Origin of the sequence: Cryobacterium sp. Hh11, from assembly GCF_004404045.1 — a bacterium.
GTDB classification, from domain to species: Bacteria; Actinomycetota; Actinomycetes; order Actinomycetales; family Microbacteriaceae; genus Cryobacterium; species Cryobacterium levicorallinum.
Genome location: NZ_SOHF01000037.1, coordinates 24,751 through 39,786, shown reverse-complemented (window position 1 = coordinate 39,786; position 15,036 = coordinate 24,751). Strand labels below are relative to the sequence as shown.

Annotated in this window: 13 protein-coding genes and 1 pseudogene; 10 read left to right on the top strand and 4 right to left on the bottom strand. The window is 61.1% G+C overall.

Annotated features, from left to right (window positions below):
• Window positions 1-10 precede the first annotated feature (10 nt).
• On the bottom strand, window positions 11-1,054 hold the full coding sequence (locus E3T46_RS16260) for an amidohydrolase family protein (protein WP_134579346.1): 1,044 nt from the start codon (window positions 1,052-1,054) through the stop codon (window positions 11-13).
• A gap of 194 nt (window positions 1,055-1,248) precedes the next feature.
• On the opposite strand from E3T46_RS16260, the gene E3T46_RS16255 reads away from it, so the two are divergent.
• The 3 genes and pseudogenes from E3T46_RS16255 to E3T46_RS16250 all read left to right on the top strand — a co-directional run bounded on the left by E3T46_RS16255 (window position 1,249) and on the right by E3T46_RS16250 (window position 4,229).
• Window positions 1,249-2,685, top strand: a complete 1,437-nt coding sequence (locus tag E3T46_RS16255; protein WP_241980844.1) for a GAF domain-containing protein — start codon at window positions 1,249-1,251, stop codon at window positions 2,683-2,685.
• Window position 2,686: 1 nt separating this feature from the next.
• Window positions 2,687-2,889 (top strand): annotated as a pseudogene (locus E3T46_RS18620) (IS110 family transposase); the annotation flags it as partial.
• 188 nt (window positions 2,890-3,077) lie between these two features.
• On the top strand, window positions 3,078-4,229 hold the full coding sequence (locus E3T46_RS16250; protein ID WP_134579434.1) for a glycerol dehydrogenase: 1,152 nt from the start codon (window positions 3,078-3,080) through the stop codon (window positions 4,227-4,229).
• A 294-nt stretch (window positions 4,230-4,523) separates the two neighbouring features.
• Here the strand turns inward: E3T46_RS16250 and E3T46_RS16245 are convergent, their stop codons facing one another.
• The 3 genes from E3T46_RS16245 to E3T46_RS16235 all read right to left on the bottom strand — a co-directional run bounded on the left by E3T46_RS16245 (window position 4,524) and on the right by E3T46_RS16235 (window position 7,517).
• A complete protein-coding gene (locus tag E3T46_RS16245) occupies window positions 4,524-5,282 on the bottom strand; it encodes an SDR family oxidoreductase (RefSeq protein ID WP_134579345.1) in 759 nt (252 codons plus the stop codon).
• Window positions 5,283-5,349: 67 nt separating this feature from the next.
• Window positions 5,350-6,108 carry a glucose 1-dehydrogenase gene (locus E3T46_RS16240; protein WP_092448061.1) on the bottom strand — a complete coding sequence of 253 codons (759 nt, stop codon included), beginning with the start codon at window positions 6,106-6,108 and terminating at the stop codon, window positions 5,350-5,352.
• Window positions 6,109-6,266: 158 nt separating this feature from the next.
• Window positions 6,267-7,517: an ABC transporter substrate-binding protein gene (locus tag E3T46_RS16235; RefSeq protein WP_166790313.1), complete on the bottom strand. Its 1,251-nt coding sequence runs from the start codon at window positions 7,515-7,517 to the stop codon at window positions 6,267-6,269.
• A gap of 298 nt (window positions 7,518-7,815) precedes the next feature.
• Between E3T46_RS16235 and E3T46_RS16230 the strand changes: the two genes are divergently transcribed.
• The 7 genes from E3T46_RS16230 (at window position 7,816) to E3T46_RS16200 (ending at window position 14,982) form a co-directional block, all read left to right on the top strand.
• Complete coding sequence (locus tag E3T46_RS16230; RefSeq protein ID WP_166790312.1) at window positions 7,816-8,904, top strand: MBL fold metallo-hydrolase; 1,089 nt, start codon at window positions 7,816-7,818, stop codon at window positions 8,902-8,904.
• Complete coding sequence (locus tag E3T46_RS16225; RefSeq protein ID WP_092448058.1) at window positions 8,901-9,731, top strand: cyclase family protein; 831 nt, start codon at window positions 8,901-8,903, stop codon at window positions 9,729-9,731. The genes E3T46_RS16230 and E3T46_RS16225 overlap by 4 nt, the downstream gene beginning before the upstream one ends.
• A gap of 112 nt (window positions 9,732-9,843) precedes the next feature.
• Window positions 9,844-10,971 carry an acyl-CoA dehydrogenase family protein gene (locus E3T46_RS16220; RefSeq protein ID WP_134579342.1) on the top strand — a complete coding sequence of 376 codons (1,128 nt, stop codon included), beginning with the start codon at window positions 9,844-9,846 and terminating at the stop codon, window positions 10,969-10,971.
• Window positions 10,968-11,861, top strand: a complete 894-nt coding sequence (locus E3T46_RS16215) for an acyl-CoA dehydrogenase family protein (protein WP_134579341.1) — start codon at window positions 10,968-10,970, stop codon at window positions 11,859-11,861. The genes E3T46_RS16220 and E3T46_RS16215 overlap by 4 nt, the downstream gene beginning before the upstream one ends.
• On the top strand, window positions 11,854-13,047 hold the full coding sequence (locus E3T46_RS16210) for an acetyl-CoA C-acetyltransferase (RefSeq protein ID WP_134579340.1): 1,194 nt from the start codon (window positions 11,854-11,856) through the stop codon (window positions 13,045-13,047). The genes E3T46_RS16215 and E3T46_RS16210 overlap by 8 nt, the downstream gene beginning before the upstream one ends.
• Window positions 13,048-13,190: 143 nt before the next feature.
• Complete coding sequence (locus E3T46_RS16205) at window positions 13,191-13,970, top strand: electron transfer flavoprotein subunit beta/FixA family protein (protein ID WP_134579433.1); 780 nt, start codon at window positions 13,191-13,193, stop codon at window positions 13,968-13,970.
• Window positions 13,971-14,007: 37 nt separating this feature from the next.
• Window positions 14,008-14,982, top strand: coding sequence for an electron transfer flavoprotein subunit alpha/FixB family protein (locus E3T46_RS16200; RefSeq protein WP_241980842.1), 975 nt, complete (start codon window positions 14,008-14,010; stop codon window positions 14,980-14,982).
• The last annotated feature ends 54 nt before the right edge of the window (window positions 14,983-15,036 follow it).

Below are 15,036 nucleotides of genomic sequence, written 5' to 3'. Positions count from 1 at the left end.
GTGGTACCCATCACACTGCAGCCAGATCGGCCCGTTCGGGCTGGCGCGGTCCCGTTGCCGTCTCATCTGCACTCGGCAACTGCAGTTCGACCGGCACCGGAATGTCGTACATCTTCGCCGCATTAAGCCCGAGGATCTTTCGCTTCTGCTCGATCGTGATGGGAGCGTACTCCGTCATGTCCTCCGGGATCTGAAAGTCCACGAAGGCTTCGATAAGCCAGCGCGGGGTCCACAGCGCGTAGTCGGAGGAGAACTGGATGCGGTCTTCGCCAATCCAATAGATCAACTCCCCCATGATCTGGGCGAAGTAGCGCGGGCGCGTGTGAATGAACGGCATCGCTACTGCAAGCCCCCCGTGCACATTAGGCTCCTGCGTGGCTATCCAGCAGAAATCTTCGAGGCGGGGCAGGCCCACATGCTCGACGATGAAATTGAGGTCGGTGAAGTCGGTCGCTGCGTGGTCGACATCGGCCACGTCGAAGGCATCTCGATCGAGTGGGCGGATTGTCGGCCCCTTGTGCACATGGATGTTGCGGATGCCGAGCTCGCGGCACAACTCGAAGTAACGGTAGGTCCAGGGGTCGTTGAGCTTGTAGCCCCGGGAGTCACCGTGCCACTCGGCGGTGTAAAGTTTCACACCCTTCAAGTTGAAACGCTCGGCGTCGGCGCGCAGCTGGTCCAGGCCGGCCTCGCCGTTGCGTGGGTCGAAATTGTGATTGTAGGTGAGCCGCCCAGGGTTGGCCTGGGTGAGCGCGAACGCTTCTTCGGTCTGCCCGAAGCCGGTCTTGTAGAACTCGCCGAGGCGGGCAGGCTGGAAAATGGCGTGGTCGACGTAGCCGTCGGTGAAAATGTCCTTGATGAAACGCTCGCCGCCCTGATAGAGGTACTCCTCATATGGCCACTTCTCCGAAGCTGGGGACAGGTTGGCGTGGTAATCGTAGAAGCAGTCGATGAACTGCTTGCCGTGGATGTTGCGCTGATTCTCAGGGCGCGCGTCCCAGAGCGCCACATGGGCGTCGACAATAAAGTAGCTCTCGCCATCCTTCTGATACATACCTGCTCCTTTGCTGCATGCGGGAATCGTGATTACCTACGTCACGGTAACGCGCGCTTGCCGGAGCGGAGCGATGGCGCCGTCTCATTCTGAGATCGGTCGGGGCACCCCGGTGACGGGAAGACCTAAACTGATGGTGACCGACTACCGCAAAGGTGCTGATGGACGCTCACGATCTTCCTTCCCGTGCACACGTGCATAACGCACCGATGGCGGCGATCTCCCCTCGCCTTCTCGCTTCGTGGCGGCGCAGTGAAGACTACGGCGTCTCCCTTGACGACGTCCAGCCCATGTTTTCGGGCACGTACGACGACGAATCGCTGTTCGTCGAGTGTGGGCGTGAGGTCCTGACAGAACTGCACGACACCCTCTCGTCCGAACCGGTCGGACTCATGCTCACCGATGCGGACGGACTCGTGCTCAACCGACTCAGCGGAGACCGCCAGCCGCTGCTCGCGCTCGACGATGTGCACTTAGCACCAGGATTCTCATACTCCGAGCGGCAGGCGGGCACTAACGGCCTCGGCCTCGCCCTCGCCGATCGAGTACCCACCCTCGTGCGCGCGGAAGACCATTACACGCTGAGCCTGCGCCTGTACAGCTGTGCCGCTGCCCCGGTTTTCGACCCGGTGAGCGGTCGGCTCGAGGGGGCGGTGAACCTGACGACCTGGTCGGAGAAAGGCTCTGACCTGCTGCTCGCGCTGGCGCAGACGGCTGCCACGTCGACCGCGAACCTCATGCTCGCTCGCTCGCAGGGCCACCACCCGCGGCGGGTATCGCGCGGCCAGGTCTTTCGCATCGAGGGTCTACGGGAGCAGTCGGGGAACGCTCCACTGCGCGACCTGTCGGACGCCTGGAACAATGCCGTCACCCGCACCGTCGAAGCCCTCACCGCGGGCCGTATGGTTGCAGCGGTGGGCGAGCGAGGTTCGGGACGAGCTACGCTATTGGCCCAAGCCGTTCGGCAGGTGTACCCTCACGACCGGCTGTTTGCCGTACGCGCCCCAGCGCCGCGCGACACGGATTCGTGGTTCTCGGTCTGGACACCCGAGCTCAGCCGTCCCAACACCGGGTTCGTGCTGTGCGACGTTGATGATCTCTCCTCTCCCGCCGCCGAGCACCTGCGCGCGATGCTGGTCGGCGAGCGCACCTCCGACGCGGCTGCCTGCCCAGTGTCCGCAGAGCATTTCGATGCCATTCCGCTGCCACTTCGCACCCTTGTCGAAACGGTGGTGCAGGTGCCTCCGCTGCGTGAGCGGGCGGCCGACATCCTCCCCCTCGCCAACCATCTAGCCTGGCGGGCACGCCGCCGCGAGGTCGATTTCACCACCGCCGCTTCACGCGCGCTCACCGACTACGCCTGGCCGGGAAACGTCGAGGAACTCGCTCAGGCCGTCAGAGAGGCCGCGAGCCGCACCGATTTAGTCGACGTGCGCCACCTTCCGCCACAGATACTGTCCCGCGGCCAGCACCTTTCGCGCATCAAGGCGTTTGAGCGCGACGAGATCGTGCGCGTGCTCAGTAGACCCGGTGCCACCTCAGAAGGTGCGGCGGCCGAGCTGGGAATGAGTCGCGCCACCGTGTACCGCAAACTGGCGCAATACGGAATTCAACTCCCCCGCCACGACTGAACAACATCCCTCGAGACAAGGCAACGTAGGCCTCAACCGCGCGCTGTTTCTCGCCGCATTCGCCGCGCTCAACGCACCAGTCTCACGCAATTGCTGCACCCGAAAGATCGCCCAAGGCAAACATCACAGCCAAGCCTTCATTCCGGAGCCCGCCGCCGCTGCGACGTCCTCTCCACCATGATCCGAGACGACACAATCGTATAAATCGGGTCCACGCTCCCGACTGGACGAAACCACGGGGCTGCAACAACGCGCAGTGCCCGTCTCAAGTTGAGATAGTCGCCATCACTCGGAACTCCATCGGCCTAATACTCTCGTCACACCGGGGTTCAGAAAAAAGGCTCCGGGACCGCCATTTGGCCTGCATCGACAACGACGTCAAGGAGCCCCACATGTCCCCAATAAGTCCCATCCGCACAGTCATCAGCCCGGGGCGCTACGTCCAAGGGCCGGGAGCCATTTCCCGTCTGGGCGAGTTCCTCGCACCCATCGGAGACACACCCCTGATCGTTTCCGATGATGCCGTCTGGGGTTTCGTGGGGCACGATGTAACCTCATCCTTGAAGACGGTTGGGCTGCCTGTCACCCGAGAAACGTTCCGTGGAATCCCGTCTGCAAGAGAGATCAATCGCCTCGTTGCCGTGATCAAGAGCACGAATGCGAACGTCGTCGTCGCCGTCGGCGGCGGAAGTACGATCGACGCGGTCAAAGCATCCGGATTTCTCGCAGGTATCCGGTGGGTGACCGTACCAACGGTCGCTTCCACGGATGCGCCGACTTCCGCCTTGGCCGTGGTTTACACCGAAGAAGGTGCATTCGAGGAGTACCGCTTCTTTCCTCGCAACCCGGACCTCGTCCTTGTCGATTCGCAGATTATTGCCAACGCCCCGGCGGCCTTTCTCGCAGCGGGAGTTGGCGACGCTTTGGCCACCTGGCTTGAGGCACGGGCAACGGCAGCTTCAAACTCGCTGACGATGGCCGGGGGCCTTCCTACCCTCACCGGCACCGCCCTGGCCCGACTTAGCTGGGATGTCCTTTGGGATAACGCGCTGCCAGCTCTCGACGCTGTACGCGATCACCTCGTAACCCCGGCAGTCGAGAAAGTCATCGAGGCGAATACTCTGCTTTCGGGCATGGGGTTCGAGTCCGGTGGTCTAGCCGCAGCCCACGCCATCCACAACGGGCTGACGGCGGTACCGCAAACACATGGACTGGCTCATGGGCAGAAGGTCAACATCGGTTCACTCACGCAGCTGGTACTTGAAGGGGCACCGACCGGCGACATCCGTGATTTCATCGAGTTCACCACTCGAGTGGGTCTCCCCACAACTCTCACCGAAGTCGGGCTGACGGTGGAAAGCTCCCAGGAGCTCGCATTGGTCGCCAGTGCGGCTACCGAGAAAGGCGAGACCATTCACGCGATGCCTTTCGACGTGCGGCCGGCCGATGTTGTTTCGGCCCTTAAGTCGATAGAGCGTTTCTCTCGCCGGGTCCGCGAGGAAGCCAGCCTCCCGGTGCCGACGCCATACGTGGCTGCTCACTGACGTGTTCTTGGGCTTCTCCAGTCCAACCGGGCAGAGGCCGCCGACGACCTGATTGTTTAGCGGTTTCGATTTGTTGAAATCATATGCGGACGAATCAGAGACCTCGCTTGGAATCAACTTCGTATCAGATGGCGGGCACCTCGCCGATCCCAGCCGAGGTGCCCAGCATCGCCTCCACGATCGCCGCTCAGGTCTCGTTCACCTCGGGCGCGCTGAACGGATCGGAGATGATCGGCGCGCGTCGACTTTGCCTAGGGAAGTCCAGCCAGCAGGTCCCGTGGCTAACGTGCCGGATTAGACGACAACCCGCGACAGAGGTATGAGATTGGAAAGGCCCGCTGCTTCGCCACCGTCAGCCAGGTACTCCGCTCCGGTACAGAACGAAGATTCATCACTCGCGAGAAAGAGAACGAGATTGGAGACTTCTTCAGGCTCTCCTAGTCTATGCATGGCCGTGTTGCTGGGGTTAAGGCTCAGTCCCACAGTCATCGGTGTCCTGACAGCACCGGGGTGCACCGAGTTCACTCGGATACCATCGGCCGCGAGGTCAAGGGCCACCGACTTGGTCAGCCCGCGCAGAGCGAACTTCGAAGCGTTATAGACGCCCAAACCCTCAAACCCGACGAATCCGGCGATTGAGGAGATATTGATGATGGATGCGTGCTCGGATTCCTTCAGTGCGGGCAGGGCCGCCTGGATCCCCCGAAAAGCACCGGTGAGGTTGATTGCGATCGTCCGGTCCCACAGCTCCATCGTCGTGTCTTCCAGGCTCACGAATTCCGCGATTCCGGCGTTGTTCACCAGGATGTCCAGTCCCCCGAAGCTCTCAACCGCGACCGCAACGGCCCGGTCCCAGTCCTCAGAGTCGGTGACATCCAAATGAACGTATCTGGCATTAACTCCGAGCTCATCGGCGAGCGCTTCACCCTGGGCATCTCCGATGTCACCGAGCACGACACGGGCTCCTTCCCGAATCATGGTGCGCGCGTGCGCGGCGCCCATTCCCTGTGCGGCCCCACTGATCAGTGCAACTTTTCCAGCTAAACGTGCCATGGTTCTGCTCCTTCAACATTCGTGTTTTTCGACTTTTGTCTGGCTTGAGCGCACCCGCGTGCGGCCGTCAGACGGTGTGGCGCGACAAGATGGCGTTGTTAGCTAGGCCGGCGATTTCCCCGCCGTCAGCAAGGTATTCAGCGCCCGTGCAGAACGAAGCCTCATCGCTGGCAAGAAAGAGCACAAGATAGGAGACCTCTCGTGGCTCGCCCATACGGCGCATGGCCACATGGCTGGGGCTCTCACTGAGTCCCTCCGACAGCGGGGTCTTGATGACGCCAGGATGTACCGAGTTCACGCGGATACCGTGCTTTGCCAGGTCCAGGGCCATGGATTTCGTCAGTCCACGGACTCCGAATTTGGAGGCGTTGTAGACGCTGAGGCCTTCGTAGCCGACAAAGCCTGCCGTCGAGGACAGGTTAATGATGGACGCACGTCCTGATTTCTTCAGTTCGGACAGGGCTGCCATGACTCCGCGGAACGGGCCAGTGAGGTTCACCGCGAGGGTTCGATCCCACAAGGCCATGGAGGTCTCCGCGATGGGCGCGAACTCTGCGATGCCCGCGTTGTTCACGAGGATGTCAAGGCCACCGAATCGCTGGACGGCCGTGTCGACCGCGTGGATCCAGTCGTCCGGTTTCGTCACGTCCAGATGAACGTAGACAACGTTGTCTCCCAGCTCGGCAGAAAGGGCCTGCCCCTCAGCGTCGAGGATGTCGCCGATGACAATGCGTGCGCCTTCCTCGCTGAAGAGGCGTGCATGCTCTGCGCCCATGCCGCGAGCTGCCCCGGTAATGAGTGCGACTTTGCCTTGTAGACGATTCATTTCACTACTTCCTATCGTTGAGGGCTGATGCACGGAGGGCCCTCGCTGATTCGGAGAAGCAATCATTTCTGACTGATCGACTCCGAGCGAAGGCCCCGTGGCTATGTTTCGTTACAACTTGTCGTTCGCCGGTTCATCGGCAAACGATGCCCCGCGCGTTACGGTGCCAGTCCCTGCATGGGCCCAGAAAGGTCAATCCATCCGCCACCGTCAACAGGAGTGCCGTCGATCTTCATATAGGTCACCTGCCGGCTGAAGGCCCGTGCGTACTGGCCGTCGAAGGCATCCCAGGTCTTGGAGAAGTCGATGGCCGGGGTCATGCCGCCGTTGTCCACAACGGCTGTCGAAGCGGCTGCGAGGAAGCTCTCCGGCGTGATGTCCCCCGTGATCGACTCGGCGATCTGTGTGAAGGCGCTGTATCCAGACCAAGCTGACAAGGCTCCCAGGGAGCTGTAGTCGAACGTGTCCGGAGCGTCGTTGGCCGTGAGCGCTCCACGGAAGTCGTCCCAGACGGCGTCGTTCAAAGGCATGTAAGCACCGGTTACAACGCTGTTCTTGACGCCGGCAAGCTCTTCATAGCCCTTGGTCGAAACGGCGTTCAGGTTTCCCTGTGCTCCGTACAGAGTCTGCGTTCCGCCGGACTGAGCGAACGGCGCCATCATGCCCGAGATGTTGTTCTCTCCGAGGAACATACTGATGCAGTCAGTGCCGTCAGTGGCCTGGGCGACAACGGAACTGTAGTCGGTGGCGGTGAGGGGAACGCGAATGAATTTGAGTTCCTTCTCGTAGCCGTACGCCTTGGCGATATTGCTGAAAATGATGTTCGTGTCGTCGGTGACGCCCGGGATGTCCAGCTCAAGAACCGCGATGTCCTCGCACCCGTCCTGAACCGCACGAGCAACACCGGCGGGGTTCAGCACCGGGTTGTTGCCCATCTGAAATGTATTCGGACTCGTGTACTCAGCGGCGGCAAGGTTGCAGCACGCGCCTAGGATGGCCATGCTCGCGGCACTATAGATGGGGACGTTGACGTATGCGTTGTAGCTGAAGGAACCCACATCGGCGATGGCACCCGCGGCGATAGCGTCACGCGCACAAGCGGCGGTGAGCGTAGGGTCACCCTTGTCATCGCACACGGTGATTTCGAGCGGGTGTCCGGCGATACCACCCTGGTCGTTGATCCACTTTTCGTATGCCTTTGCGGCCACGAAGATGTTCTCGTACGTCGGGCCGTTCCAGTCGGCGGCAGCCACCGTCACTGTCTTGATGGGGGTGCCGACCGCTGCGCCAGCCACGGACGCGCTGCCATCGGCGGCGGAACCGGAACTACAAGCGGACAGCATGAGGGCGGCGACGGCGACAGCAGCCACGACCCCCAGCTTCTGGGTGGATTTACGGAAATTGATCAATTGAGCTCCTCCTTGAGCTGAAATGTGGTGCGGGCCGAACCGCGAGGTTTGAGTCATGTCGCTCGTTCCCCGATGGGGGTGAGGATGCTGTGGGATAAGCGACAACCATCCAGTTGCTCAAGCAAACGATTGGTTGATTTATTTTTTACCACCCCCTCTTATAGGAGTCAAGAGAATTCTTTTCCCGGCATCTTTCGGGGGAGAAGCCGATGGACTCTACACTTAATCAAACAAACGATTGACGGATAGCACATCCCTGGGTCAAGCTGTCTTTCACGCCATCACTTCAGGAGGACCCGTGCATGACTCAGCACCTGCGCCCGACATCTTTGCTGTGCCCTGCGACGGTGAACTCACTCCGATCGCTCCCGGCATCGCCTGGGGGCGCCTTCCCCTTCACTACGCCCCCCACCACGTCAACATCTATGTTCTGGACGACGGTGACGGTTGGCTCGTTGTCGACACCGGAGTCGACAGCACGGCCAGCCGAGAGAGTTGGCTTGCCCTCATCTCCGGACCGCTGTCGTCCAAGCCGATCACTCGTATTCTCGTCACGCACTGGCACAACGATCACCTCGGAATGGCCGGCTGGCTCGCTCGCCGCACCGGAGCAACCCTGCTGATCAGTGACGAGGAGCACCAGCGCGGAGCGAGTCAAGCGGATCAGACACGTCACGCTCGCGACGCCCGGGAGCGGCGTTACCTGCTGGCCCATGGCGCCGCCCTCCCGGTGCTTGACCGATGGCTTGCTGAAGGCTTTCAGAACATGTCCATGATCTCCCCCCTTCCCGAAACCTACATTCCGATCGGACCTCGTGATCCGGTGAGAGTGGGGAAACGGACGTTTCAAATCCTCCCGCTATCCGGGCACTCCCCTCTTGCATCTGGCCTGCACTGTTCCGAAGACCACATATTCATCTGTGGAGACCAACTGTCGGACCGGCTCGTGCCTCCCGTCGCCGTCATGTCCGATCAGCCCGACGCAAATCCCTACGCTGGGTTCATTGCATCCATGGACCTCATCCGACGGTCCATCCCCGAAGACACGCTCATCCTCCCCGGACACGAGGAGCCCTTCAGGGGCGTTGCCGCCGCACTCGCCAGACAGGCGACGAAACACACCGAGGTCTGCAACCGATTACTGAAGGCGGCCCACGAACCTCAGTCCGCCAGGGAACTGGTTTCCCAGCTGAGCCGATCCGACCCCGGTTCGACTTGGTTCGGATTCGTTGTGTCGCGCGTCGTTGCCTACGCCCATCTCCTGCTGGCCTGGGGACACTTGAGTCGGGTTGTCACCGACGGAAGAATATATTTCACAACCACTCTCACCGAGGAAATCGAGATCTCTCAATTCCTCCCTACTGCCGAAACGGAGACCACCCCATGACCCACTGGTCCGGATCATTTCTCGATACCGAACTCGACATCACGCTGAAAGGACGAGTTCGCGTCTTCGACCTTGCGGTACGTCTGGAAAACGGTATGGCTCGACACCCTCACCACCCGCCCTACTCTTTCGCCATGGCCAAAACGCATGGCGGGCACGGATACCGTGACGGCGTCTCTGCCGCGATGGAGATGATCGCCATGGGCGCTCACGTCGGCACGCACATTGACGCCCTCGGTCATGTGTCAAAAGACGGCATGACCTTTGGGTGTCGCGACGTACTCATGGGCGCCGAAGGGCTGGGCGGCCTCGACGCCGGCAGCATCGAGGAGATGCCACCAATCATTGGGCCGGGCTACCTTGTCAACGGCCCTGAGCTCTTTGGTCGCGACCTCACCCCGGCCGACAGCTTCGGCCCCAGGGAACTGGAGCAGTGGTTCACCGGTCGCACTCTCCCCATCCCCGGATCAATCGTGCTCATCCGCACGGGTTGGATGAAGTACTGGGCGGATTCCGAACGCTACATCGGGCTGTCAACGGGACTGCCCGGAGTAACCCTCGAGGGCGCTCAATGGCTCAGTGCGAAAGGCATTCTCGCAACGGGATCCGACACCATGAATTACGAGCACAAGCCTTCTTCCGCCATCATCAACCTGCCCGTGCACGTTCACAACCTGGTTGAAATGGGAATTCCCATCATGGAATCCATGGACCTCGAAGAACTGGGCAAGGCAGGCGTCTCTGAATTCACATTCATCGCAACACCACTGCGCATCGGCGGAGGAACCGGCTCCCCCATTCGGCCTCTCGCGATTGTTCCGCAATAACCACAACCGTCAGGGCCGAACAATTTCCCAGGTTTCTCCGCAGCACTAGTCACGGGAGGAAATCCGGGTGTAATATTCAAACAATCGTTTGGCTGAATTATAAGGAGTAGAAATGCCCACCACACAAGAGCGCAATGCGAGGGAAGTGTTCACCAGCGCCGCCCGCGTGTGGCTCCAAGAGAACGTCCCCGCGCGTTGGAGGGAACACAGAGGCAGCTTGAGCGAGAAGGAAACGGACGAGATCCGACACGAGTGGGACCGTCAGCTTCACCGCGGCGGGTTTGCCGGACTCTCCCTGCCTAAGGAATTCGGTGGCCAGGGGCTCTCCATGGTTGAAGAGGTGATCTTCCACGATCTCGCCGCCCAGGCTCAGGCCCCCGACGGGCTGGCCCGCATCGGCCGCATCCTGACGGCACCCAGCCTGATCGGCCACGGAACGGATGAGCAACTTGCGCGCTTCCTGCCGAAGATCCTCAACGGGGATGAAATCTGGTGCCAGGGATTCTCCGAGCCCAATGCCGGATCAGACCTCGCCGGCGTATCTTGCCGAGCAGTCAAAGTCGACGGCGGATATCTCATCTCGGGCAGGAAGACCTGGACCAGCTTCGCCAAGATGGCCCATCGTTGCCTCCTTCTGGCCCAGACAGATCCGAGCGCGCCCCGCCACAAGAATCTCACCATGTTCCTGCTGGATATGAAGCAGCCCGGCGTGAACATCAGCCCGATCAAACAAGCCTCCGGACTGACACACTTTGCCGAGGTCCAGTTCGATGACGTCTTTGTCGCCGACGCCGACCGGGTCTCCACGGAAGGCTCAGGGTGGAAAGTCGCCATGACGACCCTGATGAATGAACGCGGAGGCGTCGAAGCGACAAGCCGCTATGTCGAGATTCGCTCCGACATGGATCTCCTGCTCGCGACGCTCGGTGACCGGCCAGACCTGCGAAAGCAACTCGACGAGTTGGACATTCGGGTCGAACTGGTCCACTGGCAGGTCTCCAAAGCGGTTGATCTTGAGCTCGACTCACCGGATTTCTTCCGGGCGACATCCATTTTGAAGCTGCTGTGGAGCGAGCTGTGGCAAGAAACCTCCATTCTCGGACTCGAGAACATGACCCCCGAAACATCGGATCACTGGCGTCTGCAGTATCTCGAAACCCGCGCCTCCTCGATCTATTCGGGAAGCAATGAAATCCAGCGAAACATTATCAGCGAACGAGTATTGGGGTTGCCGCGATGACACTTCTCACCACGCGTCCGGGCGAGATCGGTCTGCTTGCCGCCGGAGCGATCCATTCAGCCCTCGTCAAGGCCACGGACCAGGCGAACATCTCCTCCTATATCGAAGGGCAATCCCCTCTCGCCTGGAGCGACATTTCTGATGCCGGCTGGGACCTTGTCGGCGTCATCGAGGACGACGAGTCCGCGACCCTTCGCGACCTTGTGGAAATCGCCAAGGCCTGGGGCGAAATCACCGTTCAGCTCCCTCTGCTGACCACGATCATGGCGAAGCGCCACTCCGCCCTCGCAGCCGAGCACGATGGTCCCGTCACCTTCAGCATCCCCACACGCGCTCTCGCCGCGGGCACCGGGATGGTGCCTTTCGGTCAGATCGCAGACATGCACATGGTCTCTGATTTCACCTCCGATACGAGCTCCCTCGTTGCCGTGCAGAGCCTCACCAGTGACATTTTCGCTCCCAGCCTGCGAGCAGCCCACTCATCGCACATCACAACGTTCACTGCGGAAGCCGCCCGTGAAATATCTGTCGTGTGGGCTGCGGAGGGCAGCGGTATCGCCAAACGTGCCGTGGCCGATGCCGTGACGTACGCCAAGCAGCGCATGCAGTTCGGTAAGCCGATCGGCTCGTTCCAGGCTGTCAAACACCACTTGTCGAATGCCCACATGGACGCCGAACAGGCGGAAACCGCCGTCGTCTGGGGCAGCCTGGATCCCGCCAACGCACATCGCAGTGCGGTCTACTCGCTCGACCTCAGCATCCGCGCTGTCGAGCTGGCGATTCAAGTTCACGGAGGCATCGGATTCACCTGGGAGATGGGTCTTCACTTTTACTTGCGCCACCTCATCACCCTGCGAGAAATGGTCACGGCGCTCGGTGAACATGCCTGAAGCCGTCATCGTCGCCACAGCTCGATCGCCGATTGGTCGCGCCTTCAAGGGATCACTGACCGAGATCCGCGGTGATGACCTCACCGCGCAGATCACGATCGCCGCCCTGGCCCAGATCCCCGAGCTGGACCCTGCCACCGTCGAGGATTTCCTCCTCGGCTGCGGCCTCCCGGGAGGGGAACAGGGCGCCAACCTCGGCCGAATTGTTCCGCTTTTGATGGGCTACGACGACATCCCCGGGACGACGGTCAATAGGTTCTGCGCGTCCAGCCTGCAAACGACGCGTATGGCCATGCACGCCATCAGAGCGGGTGAAGCCAATGTGCTCATCTCCGCCGGCGTCGAGATGGTCTCCCGCATCCGCGACGGAAACCCAGACGACCCTCAGTACGGCAACAGTGCCTTCACCTCCGGAACACCGCAGTCCGGAGATTGGGTTGACCCCAGGATCACCGGGGACATGCCCAATGCATTTGTCGATATGGGAACGACAGCAGAGAACATCGCGGGCATTCGAGGCGTTTCGCGTCGGGAAATGGACGAGTACGCCTTTCGGAGCCAGGCGCTGACAGAGCAGGCGCGTCTATCTGGTTTCTGGGACCTCGACATCACACCCATCACGCTTCCGAACGGCACCGTCGTCAGCCGGGACGACGGACCGCGTCCCGGCACGACGATGGAGAAACTAGCCGGGTTGGAACCCGTCTTCCGCGAGGGTGGATCTGTCACGGCTGGTAATTGCTGCGGTCTGAACGACGGGGCGGCGGCCCTCGTCATCATGAGTGCTCAGCGGGCAAAAGAGCTGAACCTGACGCCCCTCGCGCGGATAGTCTCAACGGCCGTCTCCGCGCTTTCCCCCGAGATCATGGGCCTCGGCCCCGTCGAGGCGAGCAAGAAGGCGTTGGCCCTCGCTGGGCTCAGCGCCCAGGACCTGGATCTCGTAGAGATCAACGAAGCCTTCGCCGCGCAGGTCATCCCTTCCTACCGAGAGCTGGGCATCCCGCTCGAAAAGGTGAACGTTAACGGTGGGGCCATCGCCATCGGTCATCCCTACGGGATGACCGGCGCGCGGATCACGACCACGCTCATCCACTCATTGCAGTGGCATGACAAGCAATTCGGTCTGGAGACGATGTGCGTTGCGGGTGGCCAGGGCATGGCCATGGTTATCGAGCGGCTGTCCTGACAACTTTTCAAAAGCGTGAGAATAAAACAAACGATTGATTGATTTTTCGACATACGTGGTGTTCAATGGAGAACAAGCTTCTTGTCCCTGAACAACGAGCATCTCATCATCATCCGTCCTCCAAACAGCAGGAAGAGTGCCCCGTGAAGATCATTGTGCTCGTGAAGCAGGTTCCCGACACCTGGGGCGAACGATCCCTCGATTCAGCGACCGGGGCGCTTGATCGTTCCGCACCCGACAACATCATCGACGAGATCAGTGATCGGTCCCTGGAGGTTGCCCTCCGGCACAAAGACGAGACCGGCGCAGAAATCATCGTTCTCACCATGGGCCCCGCCTCCGCCGCGGTTGCGCTGCGCCACTGCCTTGCGATGGGCGCGGATTCGGCGGTTCACGTTTTGGACGACGCCCTCGCCGGTGCCGATGTCACATGGACGTCAAGCGTGCTTGCTGCTGCCATTACCCACGCGGGCTTCGACATGGTGATTGCAGGAAACGAGTCAACCGATGGCCGCGGAGGCGTAATCCCTGCCATGGTTGCAGAGCATTTATCGGTGCCTCACCTGACATCGCTGTCCGAGGTCCACATAGCCGCCGATGTCGTCAACGGCTCACGCGAAACCGATTACGGGACCCTCACCGTGACAGCACGGCTTCCTGCCATCATCTCGGTGACGGAACAATCCCCTGACGCTCGCTTTCCCAGTTTCAAGGGCCTCCTGAAGGCGAAGAAGAAGCCCCTGGCAACCCTCTCCCTCTCCGACCTGAGCATCAACCCGGAAACCTCATTCGGGTCAACCGGCCGATCGACGATAACGACCGTCACGCGTCGCCCCGCACGCACCGCTGGAATCAAGATTGTCGACTCGGGAAATGCCGGCGTCGAACTGGCAGAGTTTCTTGCCGCCGGGCGCTTCGTCTAACCCCGCCAAACGTCGATCAAACATAAGGAATGACACCGTGTCAACTGCACTGACCTTGATTGAAGTGTCTCCGTCGGGAGAGATTCGCGGAAGCGCTACGATGCTGATTGCCGCCGCGACGCGACTCGGAACTCCCGTCGCCGTCCTCAGCACCACGCCGGGCGACCACAGCGAACACGTGAAACAGCTTGGCGATCTCGGAGCTCACCATGTCTTCATCGCGGAGTCGACCCAGACCGATTCCCTGTTGGCGACTCCTGCCGTGGAGTCCCTCGCGGCAGCGTTCTCCCACTTCGAGACCTCAACCGCTGTGCTCGTGACGAACTCCGTCGAAGGCCGTGAGATTGCGGGACGACTCGCGGTCAGAATCGGTGGAGGCCTCACAATCGATGCCATAGACATCGCGCTCGTCAACGACAGAGTGGTTACCCGCAACTCCGTTTTCGGAGGAGCCTTCGACGTCGAGTCGTCCATCCACGGCGGGCCGGCTGTCATAACGCTCCGACAGGGCTCGATCGACGAAGAGGTCACGGCCCACACTCCCGACCTGACCACCATCACCCTGTCCCTCACAGGCGTTGCCGCCGCCACGATCACATCCCGAACGGAAGCACCCACCGATTCGGGCCGGCCCGACCTTCGTGGGGCCGCAACTGTGGTTTCCGGCGGACGCGGTGTCGGTTCGAAGGAAGACTTCCTCCTCGTTGAGCAACTCGCCGACGCTCTCGGTGCAGCCGTGGGGGCCTCACGCGCCGCGGTGGATGCGGGGTACGTCACGCATTCTCTGCAGGTAGGCCAGACCGGAACCATCGTGTCACCCCAGCTCTACATCGCCCTGGGCATCTCCGGCGCAATTCAGCATCTGGCCGGAATGCAAACGGCCAAGGTCATCGTGGCCGTGAACAAAGATCCCGACGCCCCTATCTTCGACTTCACCGACTTCGGCATCGTGGGTGATATCTTCACGGTCATTCCGCAGACCATTGAAGCCCTGCATCGGCTCCGGCATTGAGCTCCTCCCTGAAGGTGCGGGAGCCGGTACGCCGCCGATGGGTCAAGGCCGCCG

Bases quoted from the DNA above. Each gene is read 5' to 3' on its own strand.
- E3T46_RS16250 (WP_134579434.1), top strand. From the start codon at position 3,078: ATGTCCCCAATAAGTCCCATCCGCACAGTCATCAGCCCGGGGCGCTAC.
- E3T46_RS16220 (WP_134579342.1), top strand. From the start codon at position 9,844: ATGCCCACCACACAAGAGCGCAATGCGAGGGAAGTGTTCACCAGCGCC.
- E3T46_RS16245 (WP_134579345.1), bottom strand. From the start codon at position 5,282: ATGGCACGTTTAGCTGGAAAAGTTGCACTGATCAGTGGGGCCGCACAG.
- E3T46_RS16215 (WP_134579341.1), top strand. From the start codon at position 10,968: ATGACACTTCTCACCACGCGTCCGGGCGAGATCGGTCTGCTTGCCGCC.
- E3T46_RS16240 (WP_092448061.1), bottom strand. From the start codon at position 6,108: ATGAATCGTCTACAAGGCAAAGTCGCACTCATTACCGGGGCAGCTCGC.
- E3T46_RS16260 (WP_134579346.1), bottom strand. From the start codon at position 1,054: ATGTATCAGAAGGATGGCGAGAGCTACTTTATTGTCGACGCCCATGTG.
- E3T46_RS16225 (WP_092448058.1), top strand. From the start codon at position 8,901: ATGACCCACTGGTCCGGATCATTTCTCGATACCGAACTCGACATCACG.
- E3T46_RS16210 (WP_134579340.1), top strand. From the start codon at position 11,854: ATGCCTGAAGCCGTCATCGTCGCCACAGCTCGATCGCCGATTGGTCGC.